Source organism: Acinetobacter sp. YH12126, from assembly GCF_013418745.1.
In the GTDB taxonomy this organism is placed as follows: Bacteria; Pseudomonadota; Gammaproteobacteria; order Pseudomonadales; family Moraxellaceae; genus Acinetobacter; species Acinetobacter amyesii.
In genome coordinates, this window is the sequence record NZ_VPBM01000015.1 from 1 (window position 1) to 19,269 (window position 19,269).

Genomic DNA, 19,269 nt, shown 5'->3' on the forward strand with positions numbered 1-19,269 from the left:
TACATTGCCGCCTTTGTCTGTACCGCCAACCGTTACAGCATCAGAACCCGCTGAAGCAGTCGTACCTTTTGCGTTAACTGTATATGTATTTTGACCTGTCGCTGCATCCGTTACTTTATCTACGCCTGCAACGTTGGTACCTGCTGCTACAACAGTTTGTGAACCATCGACATAAGCTTTGTTCACAATATGATCGCCGTTAGTGATCGGACCGGTATATGTCGCTCCGCCGTTATTCACTATGAAGCTGTCACCACCTAACTTAGTTTCGCCTGTTACAGTGAGATTTGTCGTTGTTACGCTGTCACCATTGATAACCGTATCGCCCAATGTGATGCTATCGCCATTCAAAATGGTATCGCCCACTGTTACGTTATCAAAGTTTACATCTTTCGCTGTTGAAATCTTGATGCCACCTTGGCCATCATCTTCTAACAGCATGTTGTTGCCAGTAACAAAGTTCGCTTTATTATCCGCTTTGTTTACTGTTTTAACTGTTACGCCATCAATTTGTGTTTCGATTTCTTGTAATGCACTATCAGCAGCAGTCAAGCTGTCTTTAGTTTTATCACTTAAATCAATTGCATAATCAGTTACATTGCCGCCTTTGTCTGTACCGCCAACCGTTACAGCATCAGAACCCGCTGAAGCAGTCGTACCTTTTGCGTTAACTGTATATGTATTTTGACCTGTCGCTGCATCCGTTACTTTATCTACGCCTGCGACGTTGGTACCTGCTGCAACGACTGTTTTTGAAGCAGAAATTGCTTCAGAAATATTTTTATAATTAAAACTATCTACTACAAACGGACCTGTAATATTTCCATTTGAATCTAGCTTGACATCTCCACCAATAATATTTTTTGTACTATTAGCAACGTTTCCTAAAACACTATTAGTTGCATAAAGTTGACTCCCATTAATGGCATCAGTACTTTTATCAGATATCTCACCAGCACCAACATTCTTAATTTGACGTTCTTTCCCTGAAGCCCCCACAGAAACCTGCATGCCAGCATCAGTTACTTGCCCAGCAAAATCACCATAAGTTAAATTATTTAATGTAGTAGAAACCTGTTCAGTCGCATCACTATCCGTTGTCGCGTAAGCGCCTAAAGCAATAGAGTTTTCTTTACTTGATGATGCACCAACACCAACAGCAGTTGATAATCTACCAAGCGCATTTGCATAAGCACCAGTAGCAGTAGCATATTCCCCTTCGGCGTTTGCTACAGTACCTATCGCTATAGCATTATTACCGCCAGATTGAGCACCATCACCAACTGCGACACTGGAAAGCCCACTAGAAACCGAACTAGTGCCAACAACTACAGATCGTTCTCCCTGAGCTTCAGCTGATGCTCCTAATGCGACTGAACTCAAGCCTATACCTTTAGTAAGTGATCCGATTGCAACGGCATACTCCCCACTCTCAGTCGCAGTACCCACAGCTACTGAATTTGTACCAACGGCTTGTGATTGAAACCCCCCAGCAAAAGAACTTTGCCCAACTGCTTCTGTATATGCACCAACAGCGGTAGAAGCAATACCAGTAGCCTTAGCAGTATCACCGCCAGCAAAAGAACTTTGCCCAACTGCTTCTGTATATGCACCAACAGCGGTAGAAGCAATACCAGTAGCCTTAGCAGTATCACCGCCAGCAAAAGCTGAATTTTCACTAGCCTCTGCATTCACCCCAACTGCTGTACTATATTCTTTTGTTGCTTGAGCTGAAGTGCCGATTGCAACTGAATTACTACCACTCGCAGTTGTACCCGTATTATTCCAATCTCTACCCGTTCCAGTTGAACTCCCAATTGCAACTGAGCCAGTACCAGACGCAACACTAGCATGACCAATTGCCGTAGATTTAACGCCTGTAGCTGAGCTAACCGCACCAAATGCTTGAGCAAAGCTTGCAGTCGCCGCTGCCTCACGTCCAATAGCAAGTGCAGCATTACCATTAGTATATGCTCTGTTGCCAATAGCGACGTTATTATTTCCATTTGAATTACTATTTGCACCAATAACAACAGAAGCACCATGGTTATTCGAAACGTCATTAACTGTAGTAGCATTATTGTATGTTGCAGTTGAATTTGAACCAATCACAATTGAACTTCGAGCAATTGCCTTAGCATTATCCCCTATTGCAACAGCTCCGCCAGCAGATTGACTCCCAGCACCCAACTGCATAAACAAAGGCATATTAGGGTTCTGCCAATCAAAAATTACCAAAGTATCATCATTGGCAATGGAACCAGTCGAAGCTGTTCCAGACCCCGAACCTGTAGTTGTAATGATCTTAGTAGCGTTTACTTGCGAAACTCCACCTATACATAAAGACAATAAGGCTAATTTAAATAGATTTGATAATTTCAAGTTTGATTCACGACTTTCACAATAAAGATCAGCCTTAACTTCAATTCCTAAAGTTTTACTTCTATTTTTGGTTTTACTTGTAGCTAGTTCTGAAACTGCAACCCACACCCCTAATGAGGCATTCCATATAACTCTATAGATTTTATTCATATCAAGACCCAAACTGTTAATTTATGTGATAAATATCTCATTTTAACAAAGCGTAAATGCAAAACACAGCACATTTTATTAAAAAAAAAATGTGCATTACACACATATATTACACATAAATGTGTGTTATACACATTTATTTTTGTTTCAAAATTTATCTTTTTGATTACTAATAATTTTTTTATTGATATAATCAAAAAACTAAGTAATAAAAAATATTATTAAGTTTGCTTAAGTAATACACAAAATAACTTTTTGGAATGATTTTTTTGATTCATACTATTGCTTAAGCCCAGATGTAGAAATACAATTAAATTACTGAATTATATAGTTTTTTTGAAAGAGTTTTTTATGCCAGATTCATTATTGCCAATTTCAGAAATTGCAAAAAAAAATGTTTCTAAAGTTATGCACCCTCTGGTATCTTGGCTAATTAGCTCAGGTGTAGGATTTAGTGAATTCTCGCAAGCTTTAAAAATAATCTTTCTAAAACAGTCACTCGTTGAGTTAGAGAAACTGGATAAAAAATTAACTGATTCTTCCATAAGCTTACTCTCAGGTTTAAATAGGAGAGATGTAAGTGAACTAAAAAGTAATCTTCAAAATGATACTGCTATTCAAACTTCTTCAAATATTAGTGCGCGTGTAGTTACATTATGGATTCAAAAAGAATGGCCAAAACAAATTCCTATTACGGGGGAAGGAATAAGTTTTGAGAATTTGGCAAAAGAAATTTCACAAGATAAACACCCTAGAGCCATTATTTTTGAATTAGATCGTCTTGGGCTTATCACTGAAGTTGCAAATACAATAATTCTACATACTGAATCTTTTACCCCTTCTAATAGCTCTTCATATAGCCAAAAATTACTTGCTCAATCTGCTTCAGATCATATTTCATCAGGCTTATCAAATATTTTAATCTCTCCGAACATGTTTCTTGAACAAAATATAAATGCAGATGAATTAACGGAGGAATCAGTTCAAATATTAAAAAATTATACCCATGTTATATGGAAAGAAATGTCAAAAAAATTAGTGGATAAAGCTTTAGAATGCTCACAAAATGATGAGGGAAAATTAAATGCAAAATACCGCTTTAGTATGGGCATATATCAGTTTGATGAATTGTTAAAAAAAGATAATCCTGAAAAATAGATACCTAACACGTTATTAATAAAGTATATTAAATAATAAATTTTTCACATAAAAAGGATATTCATAGTGAACAAACCTTTTTTTTATTTAATATCAGTTTTTCTTATTAGTGCTTGTGGGGATGATTTAGGTTCATTAAACACTGGCGGTGTATCTTTAGGCGGTACAGGTTTGCCTACTGCTGGCGGAGGTAATATTCCACCGTTAACTACTGAAGAAGAAACTAATGACTATATTATTTGGACAAAAGGTGTATACACACAAGTTTGTGAAAACTTAACAATTTCATCATATTTTCAAAACAGTGAGACAAATGAAGCTATTTTGAAAGATGGACATGGTACTTTTCTAATAGATACTAATGCAAAACCCACTTCAAATTTAACACTTGTTCTTACTGTTAAAAATAATAATCTTTATCCTATTTATGAGTATAGATATAAATGTGAACCACCTGTAATTCTGAGAGATCAAAATCAAAACATTTATGAACCAATAGAAGACCCTCAATGTTCTAATACTTCGGATGAATATCAGATACTTATGCCTTCTGATACATGGAATTATACTTTAAAATATAATATTCCTAAATATACTCAAGCATGGAATATGAAGTACGATAAAGAGTTCTCTATTAACCAATATTCACCTATTAATCAAAGATTAAAATGCTCTACTTTTAGTCTAGATTTTTTAGTTGAAAAAATGTAAGAATAAATTTATCAAATAAAATTAATGCTCTAGTTATGGCTGCCTTATAGAGCTGGCCATAAGCTTACCGTGTATCACATATACTTAAATAAAAATAGATTAATGATAACATTTTAGTATTTCATGGCTTTGTTGCACAAAGCTGTTCTTGAGGGCTTCTTCAGCAATATAATTTTCAAATGAAGAAGTCTACACACAAAATCTACCGCACAACCAATTGGCCCGCATATAACAGAGCCCTCATTAATCGTGGGAATATTGCTATTTGGTTCGATCCAAAGACCCAGTGGTATGCACAATCACAAGGCAAACATGGACGAAATCAAACTTACTCCGATACTGCTATTCAATGCTGCTTAATGATCAAATCTTTATTTTAATTGTCTTTGCGAATGGTCAAAGGCTTTGTCCAAAGTCTGATTAAGCTTTGTGGATTAGATTGGATAGCGCCAGATTACTCCACACTGTGCAGAAGACAAAGGCATATCGATATTGCAATTGGCTATCAAAAAAGTAGTGGTGGTCTCCATCTACTCGTAGACTCTACTGGCCTAAAGTTTTTAGGTGAAGGTGAATGGAAGCGTAAGAAACATGGACCTGAATATCGTCGCCAATGGCGTAAACTTCATATTGATATCGATGCTGAAACCCTTCAAATACGTGCTGTACAACTCACCGCAAATAATGTCAGTGATTCACAGGTACTGGAAGGTTTACTTGCTCAAATCCCATTAGATGAACAAATCGATTCTGTCTATACAGATGGTGCTTATGACACAAAACGATGCCATCAGGTCATTGCAGATCGGCAAGCACATGCGGTGATTCCACCTAGAAAAAATGTGAAACCATGGAAAGATACAAAGAGTAGCTCGCTAGAGCGAAATGAATTACTTCGAACAGTTACACGTTTAGGCAGGACACTATGGAAAAAATGGTCAGGCTATCATCGGCGAAGTCTGGTTGAAACCAAGATGCATTGCATTAAATTATTAGGAGATAAACTCAGTGCAAGGAGTTTAGATAGCCAAGTGAATGAGATTCATGCACGTGTAGCAGTCCTCAACAGAATTACGGAATTAGGTCGACCACTTACCCAAGTTAGGCCTTAAATTTGGCTCAATTAGGGGCGCTTTACATTTTAAATCTTTGTGCAACAAAGCCGTTGGATATTACTCAAATTAAATGCCGTAATAAGCACCACAACATACTATAAAAGGCTTATAAATTATAGAATTCCGATTTTTTACAATAAGTGATAATAAAGTTTGTTTATTTTCATCAAGCTTTAATGTCGCACCTCACGTTTGAATTCGCCATGTATTAACAAACTAAAGATTACTACTGTAATCTTTAGTAGCCACATAATGTATGAAGTTATCTCAATGTAAGTTGCTTCTTATGCCACTCTAATATTTCCTGGTAATCATAATAGACTCCTGCCTGACGAGCTGGACCAGACTTTAAGGGTTTGGGGAAACTTTCATCAGCTAAAGATATTTTTCTTAATTGATTCACGGATATATCTAATAGCTTACAAACTACTTTTTTCTTTATCCATAATGGTGAAATTTGTAATTCATTATTTAATATAGAGTTATTGTTTTTATCAGTTACCATTGATAGTTACCTTGATGTGAAAAATAAAAATTTTCTGAAACTTCTTATCCATCCCATAGTAAATATCCATTTTCTGCTCCTTGAGCATATGCCCATTCTGCAACCCTATGTGACCTCTCCTTATCTGTCAAAAATCCAAGTGCAGATATTCGCCCCACAATGATTAAATCATGTTGTTCATTACGTTCCTGCCATTTATAAAGAAATTCATGTGAGGCCAATAGATTGCTTTTCTTAGAATTACAGCGGGAATCGGCTAACACAAAGTTATGCCCGGTATCTGATGGATACATTGACCAAGGAATAAAATGGTCTACGGCGTAATTATTCTTTTTCATTTCCTTATTACAGTAAAAGCATCTGCACTCCTGCATCTCTACCAATACTGTAGCAACTGCATTAAGCTGATTTCGGCTCGGCTCAAACATAAATTACTCAAGGTTTGGTAACTTATTCAAAATCTCGGCATTACTACTATTTCTACGAATATAATCAATCCAGCGCTTCTGACAGAGTTCTTCAATAATTTCACTAAATTGTCGTAAGCAATACATGACTTGCGGTAATAGAATTAATTGCTTCCCTGATTGCTCAAGCCGGTATAGAAACTCAAAGTTTTGTCCATTGATGTTTTGCAGATAACGGACTGGCATGTCTTTTACAGTGCGAGCGACATCTTTAACTAGCTTCAACCACACCAATGAATCTCGTCTTAACAGTCCAAGGGATAAGTAACTCTGACGAAGCCCAATGATTCGATTTACAATCGCTGCTTGCTTACCATTATTTTGATTTAAGATCAGTTGGCCTTCATCATTAAAGGTATATGGCACTGCTTGCTTCCAATATAGCTCGATAAACTTCTCAGCAATATCCGTATATTCGAGTGATAGACTCTCACCTGAATCTTTACCTTTTTCAATAGCTAATCGGCTTAGGCTAATCAGCAACGCAAATTTATAGGTGCTACTAAAACTACCCGACTGTAAAATCAGCTGAATATTTTTTAAGAATTTAAGTTGTTCTTGTGCAGCAGGTATATGCACATTAATCCTCTACTAAATAGATAATATAATTCGGATCATTCATTAAACATAGTCAAAGTATTCACCAAGTTTAATTCACGACAAAGCATGAAATTTGTCTGCTCGAATAACCTTTCAAACACTGGATGCCCTGATAATTGCTGAGTACCACGAAATGGATGATCCCGATATTCTGGCATTACCGGAAACTCTGCATTCCTCACTCTCAGCTCAAAGCTCAATGCATCAAACCAGTCTTTATCAAAGCTCTTGTCTTGAAGTTTAACCAGCTCGTTTGCCGCTACCGGGTACGTCACCCAGAGCTTACGCATCATGCCCTGTTGCTCAACTTCCTTTGTATAGCTATCCGTTTCTGACTCAAGAACAGAAGAAATCATATTCGTAATTTCCCGAATGTGCTTTTGAATGTTCTTGTAAACATTCAACTGTGGGAATCCTCTCTGCAGGGCGATTAACTCATTTCGGAATTTCCTTAAAGAATCTTGTGAGAGATTATCATTGGCAATATCGAAAGACTCCTTATTACCAAAGTTCGAGCGATCTTCCATGATCATAGGCCCACAGATATAGATATTTTCAGGAATGGTCAAAGCATCTTCCTGATCGCTAATAGTGAGTAATCTGGACTTAAGCGAATGATTGTCTCGGCACCATTTCTCGTAGAACTGAAGTTCTTTTAACTCAGGTGTTAATGTAGGTGTGTAAAAACTTCGGTATTTGTTGGTCTTAGTGCTATAGGTGGAACTGAGCTTATTTGCTGAGTAAACCGTTTGGGCCTTCTCTACCACAGCCTTAAGTCTACCTACCAACTCACCTTCAGTTGCAACAATTTTATAAAGAACACTATTCACGTCCTTCATAAAATCCCTAATCAAAGAAGCTAAACCCGGTTTATCACTGGCTTTATCCTTCACCTCACCAATTGGGATCATGGCAATCTGAGTTTTTTTGAAGCCAGCATCCCCAGTGATACGAGTGTATAAAGTCCCACGAATAAGCATGAAAATTGAGAGCATATCCAATGAGCTCTTAACTTTATATTCAAGCTCTGTCTGAGTTTCATCATTAGATACCAAGTAGAAATCTTCTACCAGAATCGTCAGCAAACGATCACGTTCATCGCCGTTGACCCACTCATTTTTCTCTTTATCCAAATATCCACCACGTCCCCGGTAAACAAGCTGGGCGATTTCCATTAAAGAGGCTTCAATTGCGAAACGAGGCATGGCAGCAATGATTGAATCACAGTTCGGGAATGAAATCCCCCTAGCCGCAGTCGAAGTAATCAGTACGACTAGCAATGTCTCTTTGCGATCCAGCAACTCTGTACGGTGGTATCCCATTAACTGGCTATCAAAAATGCCAATCTTAGAGCGTTCAACCACTCCTTCATCGACTAATGCATCTCTGAGTGCAGCCAATGCATTTTTATCCTGAGCAAAGTAGATGACTTGCTTTTTACCATCCTCAAGATTCTTTTGAATAAGCTCGATAGCAGTCTGTTGAGTCTTTTCCCCAGCTTTCTGGCGAAATAGATGAGTCAGGTTCTTATCCAAGCCAAAATCATCTGTTTCAGGGACTACGGCGTATTGCTTGAGCATATATTGGATTTTAAGATCACTTGCCGGGTAACAGTTCGCCATGATATGGATACTAGAACAAACACAGTTACCATCATCCAGATCTGCAGTCTGCATCTTGAATGGGAAATTACCCAAAGATGGAGAGATGAACATTTTTGCTGGTAACTGGTCCTGTTTCTTCATGTAATTTTGGATTGCATTCACATTACTAAGGGATGCATCTGCAAGAATCACAGTCACCGTAAATGGAGAATTACCTTGAAACGGTTCAATGAAGTTTTTGGAAAGGAATTTCAACATCTCATTGATAAAAGTACGAGTGCCTGAATCCCCTGTAATTTCATCAAACATCACCACAATGTTAGGGAACTTTTTGGCAAACTCTCTCCGTTCGATTTTGGCCTCTGTCGGCTTCTTATCGATTTTGTATTGGAACATTTTTTCCAGCCCATCCAAACTGGAAGCTGCCACAGTTTTACTTTGGGTTTCCCTTGGGTTTCGTGGTCCAGCTGGTGTGGTGTTATATGGCATGAATGCCTGACTTGCTACAGTCATCGTCAGCTTATTGAGCTCTGGATGGAATACAAGTAATTGCTGTGTCGCTTCCCCTAATGAATCAAACACTCTGGCAAACTTCTTATTGGTTGCCGTAATTTTAGATTCTGAGGTATTGGCATAGCGTCTATTGGCATTTGCATTCTGTTCCAGGTCTTTGAGCTTCCGGTATTCATCTTGTTTGAACAATAGAACACTTGAGCCATGATCTATCTTCATATCTTCAACACCACCCACAATAGCGGCACCACGAGCATTCACCTTACAATCCGTATTGTGAATCTTCGAATAGATTTGCTGTGCCTGTGTCACCACATCACTGTTACTGGTAATCGTGGCTGAGATTTTGGATAAATCCCCGACTACATCATCATTAATCAACACTCGTGGACTGGTATAAAAGAAGAAAAAGCCTTCCAAATCTGCCAATAAGGTCTTAACGCTCGATGTTTTCCCGATCCCCGGCGTACCAGTCAAACAAATGAAATTCACTTGGCCTTGTTTACTTTCTTTCAGTGCCAATACTACGGCGCATTTATGCAAATCACGTAAGGTAAATGACGATTTATTCTCAATTTTTCCTTTATGAATTGCTTTAAACTCTGCCTGAACCATCTCTTTAAGTTTTTGATTATGATCTTCATCATCGACTTGCCGATCTATCAAGTCAAAAACCCACTCTAAAGACAGTGGTTGGTTAGGATTTACAAAATCCTTAAGCCTTTCAGTAATAGCGAAAGTAAGGTCCTGACCGTAGGAGATATCGCTAATATTTTTGGACACGATTTCCGAGATGTTTTTTACAGGTTCATTCACCAGATAATTCAGAATCTCAACTTGCAGTTTCGTACGTTCATCCATATCGTCCAGACTCAGAACGTTATCCTGATACTCCTTGCCCAGCTGATACATAATTTCCAGCTCTGGAGATTTATCTTTATCCGAAAATTCAGCAGAAATGTATTCACTTCCCCGGCTGGTGATCGCCATCACACTCAGACGAATATTTGGAATGTCATCTTGTTCAAACTTCCATTTAAAAGAATCAACAAAAGTGGTTGCATACGAACAGCCTTGCGCCATCTTAAATAGGACTTTTTCCTTACGGACATAGGCTCTCAAGTATTCACGTAGTTTTTTTGAGAACTTAAATGGGATCTCTTGAGCTTCTGCATTCACGTATGAGAAAACACTTTGCGATTCAGAATGTTTGATGTAACGCTTGTACTCTTGCAAATAGGTACAAGAATCCTTGGCGTTGAATTGTTCTGGTTCACCTAAAACGTAAAATAATGAATATTCCTGAACCAGCACATGATAGTTGGCTTTGACTTTGATTACCGCCAAGAAATCAGCACGACCAAACATACCCTTACCAAACATTTTAGCGTGGGTAAGACTGAATTGTTGATTCCATGTTTCCAACGCCTTCTCCTTGAAGGCTTTAATAGCAATGTGTTCTTCCTCAGTTGTGTAGTCATCTACAATGGTCTGGGTTATATCATTTGGCATTGTCAGTGGACACCAGATGCCAGATAAGCTCCAATTTGGTCTTGCATTCGCCGTTTTAGCCCTTGCAATACCTTTTGGCTTGATCTTTCTTAGAAACTCACGAGTATTGGTATAACCATGCCCGAATCCAGTTTTTATCAATTGCTGAAAATAGCTTTCGATATTTTCATGGATAGCGGCATTAATGACATCGCTATATAGCGCTTCCTTCATTTCCTGAAAGACATCAGCAATCTGTTTACTATTCCATTCTGCTACTACAGGATGACTGGCTGATAATAGCTTTGCATCAAGCAAAGCCATAATCGAACCACGTTTAACAGCGATCTCATAAACCTCGCCCCAAACTTTGGCTTCATTGTTCACCACGGCGCTTACTCCACATCAGTCGCTAAAATTTCTTCAGCTCCCTCTGGAGACGGCTCGATTGGCTCAATCAAGTCTTCATTCATCAGAATAACGTATTCTTCGAGCTTGCCGATTAAGGCTGGCAGACTCATGACGACTTCGCCTTTATTTAGACGACTCGACACTATGACTTCACCAAGCTCTTGAATGCCAGTAGTGCCACGAATATGGGAAGGCTCAAGTACCGGAGTGAAGTTTTTGCCAGCTGTAGGACGTTCAGACTCAAAGTAATGCAGACCACGCAATACAGAGCGAATTGATTTCATTTCATTGGAATCATTCACATCAATAATTTTACTGTGCAATCTGATTCGCTTATCGTTATGAATCGAATGCTCCTGACTGGTTAGCATATAGAAATACGAGCAAATACCATTCTGAGTACGAACACCCACAGTACGTTTAGTCGCAAAGCTATATACGGACAAGGATTGTTTATATTCTTTTTGATTGATGATCGCAGTATGGTACTGATGGTGCGGTACCTCATAGACACGACTGTTATCACTGGTTTTTAAGCTCAGTGCTGGGATCGTATCAGACTGGAATGGATAGAAATTCATATTCGGGAACAACTGATCAAGTTGATCCAAAGCACTTTCACTTTCATGAATCAAGTTGCTGGTTTCAGTCTTACCGATCTTACGCTGTGCAAAATGGTGTGAAAGCAATACAACATCTTCAAAACCATCTGACTGCAGTTTTTCGATGATACGGTGCATCGCCTTACTTGTTCTCAGATTGTCTTCAGCAACTGGGGCATGACTGACCTTCTGTAGTGATAAGCGACCCTGTTTATCGTTGATACGCTCAAGTGTATAGACGTAGCAGATGTAGCCATAATCTGGTTTAAGAAGTAGCAAATCCTTCTGATGCTGATACTTAAATTCCACATCATTCTCAGGTCGAGAGTTATAACTAATACAGGCAATTTTGTCCTTAGTGCCCTCAAATGGGATGATGATTTCTGAATATCCTGACAGTGCTTCAATTGCAGCCTGAATACGGTAAGTCACTGTTTTATCCATAGCGAGATTCACCGGGGCACAAACTCGCTCACCATTTTGATTACCATAAGGCATAGGATCTGGTTGATACTTAAGGCCCTGTACCTTCACAATAGCATCATCATTGTTCAGCAACTTCTCAAGGGTATAAGCGGTGGCATACGCTCGTTTACACTCAGGATTAAACCCACCTTTTTGGATCTTTTTTGATTTCCTTTGAAATTGGGCTTTTTCTTCATTCTCATGTTCATCAACTGAGTCAATTCGCATTACAGGTACATATAAGCGCTCTTCAATACCCAGTTGATTTTTTACTTCTTTAATCAGATGTTTAAGGAATAGATGAATCGCAATCGAAAAACATGACGTACTGATGATCAAAGCATTTTCTTTTTCATCCAAACATAATTGAGCATGGCCGCCTTTTAAGTCACTCAATCGAAATAGCTTAGATGAATAATGAATCATGACCTTGTATTTAGATAACAAGTTGTCATAACTTAAGCTCTCAGGATGATAAAAATGTGGCAGCCCATTGTCGCTGACCTTCTTGTTGGTCGGCACCATCAATACTGGTAAACAAGGAATATTCAGATTACGAGCGACATCAAATTGATCTAGGTCGGTATTAGGATTCTCAATCGGTACCAACGTTCGAATTTTCAGTGTGGAATTAAACTCAATCTCGCTTAGGGCTTTACGAGCATAATCATTCTTTCGAATGATTTCGTCTTGGCTCATTTTCGCCAACTTTTTACGGCTAGCATCCACTATCGAGATGTAGCTGTAAAAGTTCGATTCTTTACCCTTAAATATACTAAAGAACTGTTCCGCATCTTCACCAATTGAACTCTTGAATACATCTAGATTCACAATACTTGGAAGGATGTAGAGTACAGTTTTAAGACTACTATCCTTTTCCATCTCACTAATGATGGAATCCAGATTCGCTTTTAGCGCTGTAGTGATCGTAGACGTGATCACCTCCATTCGCTCATGCATTTTTTCGGTATTGAGCTTTTCGTCTAAGATACGAGTAAGGTTAAGTCGTATTTTTTGAGGATTCTTGAATGCATCAACCAGTTTATTGAATGCCCCTTCAAAATCTGAAATCTTCATGTCTGCCCCAGATAGGACGAAGTACATCATAATGAGCTGGAACATCTCTACTTGAGCAACGCGATCTGAGCACTCTTTGCTTAATCGTTCTTCAGAAATCGGCTGACCTTTATCATCAACAATATCCTTCAGCAGCAATGCTTTATTGATAGTATGCAGACGAGCTTCATAAGCAGTCAGCATAGTATCTGCACCCGAACGGTTGCATTTGCTTGTCTTATAATTGATCTGCAACTTAGAGTTAAATGAACTTACTTTTTCCTCTTTAACAAACTCCCCATTCACCCGAAAGGCATAAGTGACTTCACGTTTTAGAGATAGCCCTTCCTTATCCTCATGACGAATATCATTCATTTCAATTTTTGGTTTTACCCAGATTGGCAAAGCATCTGTTGCTCCAACATAGGCCAGCAAACCATTAAAATCAACTTTACCTACAGCTCCATAGATAGCACCAAAGTCAATACCATAGTCCTTAATGGTTTCCGTTGTTTCCTCATTCCATGGAGCAATTCGATTACCAAAAATCTGAAAGAAAGCAATTGCTTTACGGATATAGGAAACAGCGGACTCACGCTTGAAATCGTTACGCTCAGTCTTATCAATGTGATCCGCAATGATTTCCATAATTTTGAAGCAATTTCGGATACGAGCTCGTGATAGTGCTTTGATTTCTACGAAATGAAGTAGATTTTGGATATCATTATTTTCAGCAGAACATTCATCATCAAGAATTTCCTGCATACGTTCAGCAACCTCTAATGGCATCTTTTCACCAGCTGGGTAGGACTGCTTCACAATGGCTTTGATTGCCTCGCAAACCTCTTTCACCCATTGAGGTTTGCTGATTTCTTCAGTAACAGTGAAAAGTCGTAATTCGCCATCTTTTGCTTTTAAGTCGTTTGTATATTGCAAAGAAGCTACTTTAGATTGTCCTTTGACTTGCATAGGATACTGAGAATTTTTGGCAATCACTGGATCAGAATATTTGAGATCGCCTAAGAATTGGTTGAGAGAATTTAGTGCCATACCTGTCGGAGCATTTTGAAGTACTTGCTGAACAATTTCAGACATCACTTGGTCTAAATCACGATAGGTCTGGGCAGTTTTAGCTTCAGATTCCTTATCAAATAAAGTGCTTATTCTGAGTTTTGAATCTTCAGGTAATAATTGAATATCTTTGATGATGTTATAAATTGGCTTTGAATCGTTTTTAGTCCCGATCTGCTTAAATACTGCAGACACAAAAGCGGTCGCATCAAAATGCAGATTATGAGAAGGCCCATAATAATTGAAGAAATGATCTGATTGATGGTTTTTAAGAGTCCCCACCATGGCTTTTAATAAAGGGGAAAGAATTATTTTAGGTGCGAGTGTACTTAGTTCAGTACTAGAACCATTGTTATTTAATTGCATTAAGTTTTATCCATGACAAAGTTGGCACTAAGAGGTATTTTTATATTTATTAAATATCAAAATCCTCTGTCTGAACTTTGATCATATTTTTTTCAATTAAGAATGTAAATATAAGCCTTATATTAAATTTTTTTCTTCACTCTACACTGACTGTAAAATCAGCTGAATATTCTTTAGAAATTTGAGTTGTTCTTGTGCAGTGGGAATAAAATTAAGCATGTTTTTTCCAAAGCAGATTGAGCCATTCCTCATTACGATCAGGACGCTTATCTACAGTAATCCATTGTTTTAATACAGTAACCCTATCCAACTGATCTAGTAATTCTTTAGCTTGTTCTTCATCTAAATCGGTAAATGCTCTACCATCTTTTACTCGGTCTATTGTGCCGTATTTAAATGACATATAACAAACACCCCCACAGCGTAATGCAGCATGAATACGTTTTAAAACATCAGGGATGTCTATTACGAGCACAATGTAGTAAAGAGGCACATGCCCATACCCCATCATAAACATCGTGCATATCAAGCTCATAAAAACTTTGCTGCTGAACAGCGATACCAGTCAGTTGGCTCGCTCGTTCGACCAATACTTCAGAATAGTCGATAGCATCAACTTGATAGCCTTTATTTTTAATAAGCCAAAGTGTCACGCCCTGAGCCACAGCCTAAATCCAGGATGCGTGCTGAATCTGGCAACTCAGCTAAAAATGGTTGGTATAGGCTTTCCATATCCACATACAACGTGGCTTGTAAAAATTGATCTGCGTATTGGTTGTAATAGTCTATTGTTTTCATATTGGTTGCTTAGGTGCATATTCTTGCCCAATTGGACACTTAATAGTATATCGTACTGGACACAGATTCTTCTTTTAATTGGACACTCTTATTTTCAGACACTCTTTGCATCTAAAACGAAATTTAAACGAAAAAAGTAAAATGATTCCTATGAAAAAAGCGGTTATTGCACTGAGTTGCTTAAGTATACTTTTGATGGCCTGTTCCTCGCTTCTTAATCCAAGTATTCAGAATTCACTAAAAGAAGTGAGAACATCAAAATTCCTAAAAAATGAAGATAAAACAAAAACCATTGGTGGGATTGATGCAAATAGTAATGGTGTGCGTGATGATATTGAGGGATACATAAAGCTCAAATATGGGAATAACCCTGAATTTGTTAGCGTATATATGCAGTATGCACAAGAATTACGAAGAAAGCTGACTTTGGCTAGTGATGATCGTGAGGTCTATCGTAGAGCGTCACACGAAGTTAGTAGAAAAATGGTTTGTGCTGCGAAAATTGACTATAAAGTTGAGCCTGAAAAAATGTATCGGGACACAATGATCATTTATGCCCTGTCGGTGAATACTAAGCAACGTAAGGCTGAAAGTAATCGTATTAGCTCGTTGGTGAGTGGCATGGTATTCACATTACCAACTGAGGAACACTGCAAAATTAATGAATACGTTTATTAAAGTGTCCAACTTAAAGAAGAATGGGTGTCCAAATACTTATTGATTTTGCACTTAGGCTAAACACTGACCCCAGTCTACTAAAAAACAAAAAAATAAGGGAGCATTTGCTCCCTTATCTTTTTAGTCAAATAAATCTGCTCTGACTTCTTCCAAAGCACGATCTGACTTAAAGCGATTACATATCGGGTGAATAATTGCTCCATTTTCTAAAACACCGTAACCACCTTCTGCTTTCGATTCTCGATGATCTACTTCAGTTGACTCAAGGTATAAAGCGCTATCACATACTTCGCAATAGCTCCATATTTTCCTTTCCTCACGTTGATAAAGATTTCTTTTGGTCGCGAGTGAAAAATTTAGAGGTTTTTTCTTCTTTGTTAGTCTTACTGATTTCACAAAGCTCACAACATCATCCACAATACTCTCATCATAATCACCACCAAAACGGTCAAGGTAAAAATCATTAAAATTAATATAATCAAATGATTGACTCATCGAAAGAATGACCGTGTTCAAACAAACTTCATCTTCAAAATCTAAATTCATATTGAGTCCAATACAGATAAAGGCTTGATACACGTTCTTCAATCGCTCATGTGATCTGATCCCGCTACCAAACTTACCTACAGTTTCTTTGATCGCCACAGGAATTTTTTCAATTAAACTTTCAACACCACGGCGTGCTCGAGTAAATCCAATAAAATCTATCTTTTTATTCTGTATTTCAAAACAGTCTTCTTGAATTTCACAGACGATAGAGAACCAGGCCAAAAAGGATGTCACTTGAAAACGATTATCTTTATAAAAATATAGTTTTGGGTGTAAGCCTAGACTTGGAATCCGAATACTAATTGCTGGTGTAGCGATACGACACAGCACAACTCTAAGTTTTAGCATTAAATTTTCTACACGCTGACCTTGGTCTATACTCACAGTATTCTGACTAGTATCACCAAACATGATATTCAGGAGTTCATTGACCAAGCCGATTTTTTTACCGTGTGTTAAATCCGGCTCTAAAAGTATTATCTTAAAAAGATGATCATGAATTTGCTCACCCAAAGTAATCACTTCATTTATCCGATCGTAATTCAGTTCAGCCAAGTTGGATTTATTATCGTTTATATAACAACACGCATAAATCACATAAAAAGCATCACTCCCCCTATTCTGTAAATGATATTCTTCATCTGGATCTAATCGCTTCGTATCCGAATTGATTGAACAAAAGGCTTTTCGAGCTTCCTCAGGTGTCCCAATGACTTCAATAAAATTAATTTTGGTTGATTTTAATTTTTGCTGATACTCAGAATCGCTACATAACTCTTGAAAATCAGCTAATCCACCTAATCGATTACGAATCTGACGAATATCTCGTTTTTGTGGTGCCGTGAATTTTGGGGCTCCTGCTACTTGCTCATCAATAAAGTATCTTTTGATCCAAGCATAAATGATTGAAATCCTGTGCCCACCATCGATAATATAAATATTGCCAGTGGCATCTTTCCAATAGCGAACGCATAAATTGACATTACGATCATTCAAACATTTTAGAATAAACTTCTGAATTTCAGCAGGGCTCCAACACTCTGTGGAGCGTTGATTGTCTGCCTTATATAGTTTTTCTAGAATCTCATGGTTGGCGAAGTCATAAAGTGATATTTCAAAATTATTGTGCAGATTTGAGTGTGACATTTCGTCAAGCAGCATCATTTTTCTTTGAATAATATTGGTTAAAAGCTTAGTACGAGCCATTTTATTTTCTCTAGGCAATACTTCTCTAGATCTCGTGAGATTACGAAATTAGAAGTAATTAAAATTAAAATCAGTGATAAATGAATTAAAAACTCATTAACTCAGAAGTATCTTTTTGCTAGAGAAAAAACAGATAGAAATAATATAAAGACGCATTTTAAACCTCGTTGATAGATTGTCGTTTGCCAATATCCTTTCCACGAGATGGAGGCAAACCAAATAGGGTGTGGAAATACCGCTCAACGAAACGGCCAGTCAAAGACTGCCCTACCTGGCTTACCATAAAAGCGCCATGTAGACACAAAAGAGCCACTAAAAGCGACTCTTTAGTTCGTTGAGTAACAGGTTTCCACGCCTGGTCACAGATTTTGCTGTAACATCTTTATCTTATGCGCATAAATTCAATTGGTCAAATTTTATGATCAATATTTAATCAATTGATTCAAAAATAATTACCTATATTTTTAGAGGCTTAAGAATACAGATAAGTATCTTATAATTTCTACAATATTTAGTTGCTGTAAACTGATCGCAATGAAACTCTATATATTTAAGCAGCGTGATTTAATAAAGGAAGTAGATTGAAACTGCAAATTTTATCTGATACTCACAATTCTAAATATTCAATATCAGAGCAAGCTGATGTCATTATTCACGCTGGCGATTTTTCTAATCGCTTAAGTGGTACAATTGAGTTTGCCGAAAAATGTAAATCTCTGAATAAAAAATTTATCTTTGTTTTAGGTAATCATGATTACTACAGCTCTAACTATAGTTCAGTCGTGAATTTCTTGAAAGAAAACTACCCAAAAAATGCACTACTTGATGACAACCATATCAAAATTCAAGATAAAATATTTGTAGGTGGCACGCTGTTTACGAATTTTCGCTCCAATTCACCACTTACATCTCCTGAGGTACTTTTACAGTCCCAAAAAGATGCTGAACAATCGATTTATGATTTTGATCAAATCATGATTAGCAATGAAAATAGACCTATAACCGCCGATGACTACATAAAACTATTTAAAAAATATCATCAAAATATTTTGCAGTTTAGAGGGCAAGATCATGTGATTGTTATTACGCATTTTCCACCTCATTTAGCTTGTCTTGATCCATATTGGGGTACGCATCCTGTTGCATCAGCCCTCAATCCCTATTTTATTAATGACCTAGATGTAAAAGGCTTTAAGTTATGGATTGCAGGACATACGCATACATCAGTGGATACTGTAGTCGATGGATGTAGATTAGTGATCAATCCTTTGGGTTATCCACCAGAGCAAGGTAAAAATGGGTTTAGAGAAAATTTGATCATCGAAGTTTAAATAGATATATTTTTCTGAAACTTTTTTAAAGCGTTAGATA

Annotated in this window: 8 protein-coding genes and 5 pseudogenes; 5 read left to right on the top strand and 8 right to left on the bottom strand. The window is 37.6% G+C overall.

Annotated elements, in window-relative coordinates:
* Both FTU62_RS11460 and FTU62_RS17620 read right to left on the bottom strand, forming a co-directional pair.
* A pseudogene (locus FTU62_RS11460) lies at window positions 1-2,382 on the bottom strand (hypothetical protein); the annotation flags it as partial.
* Window positions 2,383-2,436: 54 nt separating this feature from the next.
* Window positions 2,437-2,532 (bottom strand): annotated as a pseudogene (locus FTU62_RS17620) (ESPR domain-containing protein); the annotation flags it as partial.
* 351 nt (window positions 2,533-2,883) lie between these two features.
* Here FTU62_RS17620 and FTU62_RS11465 point away from each other — a divergent pair.
* The 3 genes and pseudogenes from FTU62_RS11465 to FTU62_RS11475 all read left to right on the top strand — a co-directional run bounded on the left by FTU62_RS11465 (window position 2,884) and on the right by FTU62_RS11475 (window position 5,513).
* Window positions 2,884-3,690: a DUF6502 family protein gene (locus FTU62_RS11465; RefSeq protein WP_180024867.1), complete on the top strand. Its 807-nt coding sequence runs from the start codon at window positions 2,884-2,886 to the stop codon at window positions 3,688-3,690.
* 66 nt (window positions 3,691-3,756) lie between these two features.
* Window positions 3,757-4,401, top strand: a complete 645-nt coding sequence (locus tag FTU62_RS11470; RefSeq protein WP_180102718.1) for a hypothetical protein — start codon at window positions 3,757-3,759, stop codon at window positions 4,399-4,401.
* 179 nt (window positions 4,402-4,580) lie between these two features.
* Window positions 4,581-5,513, top strand: a pseudogene (locus FTU62_RS11475) (IS5 family transposase).
* A 265-nt stretch (window positions 5,514-5,778) separates the two neighbouring features.
* On the opposite strand, the gene FTU62_RS11480 reads toward FTU62_RS11475, so the two are convergent.
* From FTU62_RS11480 to FTU62_RS11500, 5 genes and pseudogenes are all read right to left on the bottom strand, one after another.
* Window positions 5,779-6,021, bottom strand: coding sequence for a transcriptional regulator (locus tag FTU62_RS11480; RefSeq protein ID WP_180102719.1), 243 nt, complete (start codon window positions 6,019-6,021; stop codon window positions 5,779-5,781).
* A gap of 44 nt (window positions 6,022-6,065) precedes the next feature.
* A pseudogene (locus FTU62_RS11485) lies at window positions 6,066-7,067 on the bottom strand (HNH endonuclease domain-containing protein).
* A gap of 35 nt (window positions 7,068-7,102) precedes the next feature.
* Window positions 7,103-11,086: a hypothetical protein gene (locus tag FTU62_RS11490; RefSeq protein ID WP_180102720.1), complete on the bottom strand. Its 3,984-nt coding sequence runs from the start codon at window positions 11,084-11,086 to the stop codon at window positions 7,103-7,105.
* A 5-nt stretch (window positions 11,087-11,091) separates the two neighbouring features.
* Window positions 11,092-14,667, bottom strand: coding sequence for a hypothetical protein (locus FTU62_RS11495; RefSeq protein ID WP_180047513.1), 3,576 nt, complete (start codon window positions 14,665-14,667; stop codon window positions 11,092-11,094).
* Between the two features lie 211 nt (window positions 14,668-14,878).
* Window positions 14,879-15,465: pseudogene (locus tag FTU62_RS11500) on the bottom strand (class I SAM-dependent methyltransferase).
* Window positions 15,466-15,615: 150 nt separating this feature from the next.
* Between FTU62_RS11500 and FTU62_RS11505 the strand changes: the two are divergent.
* Window positions 15,616-16,143, top strand: coding sequence for a hypothetical protein (locus FTU62_RS11505; RefSeq protein ID WP_180102721.1), 528 nt, complete (start codon window positions 15,616-15,618; stop codon window positions 16,141-16,143).
* A gap of 120 nt (window positions 16,144-16,263) precedes the next feature.
* Here the strand turns inward: FTU62_RS11505 and FTU62_RS11510 are convergent, their stop codons facing one another.
* A complete protein-coding gene (locus FTU62_RS11510; protein WP_180102722.1) occupies window positions 16,264-17,898 on the bottom strand; it encodes an HNH endonuclease in 1,635 nt (544 codons plus the stop codon).
* A 581-nt stretch (window positions 17,899-18,479) separates the two neighbouring features.
* On the opposite strand from FTU62_RS11510, the gene FTU62_RS11515 reads away from it, so the two are divergent.
* Window positions 18,480-19,229: a metallophosphoesterase gene (locus FTU62_RS11515; RefSeq protein WP_180102723.1), complete on the top strand. Its 750-nt coding sequence runs from the start codon at window positions 18,480-18,482 to the stop codon at window positions 19,227-19,229.
* Window positions 19,230-19,269 lie beyond the last annotated feature (40 nt).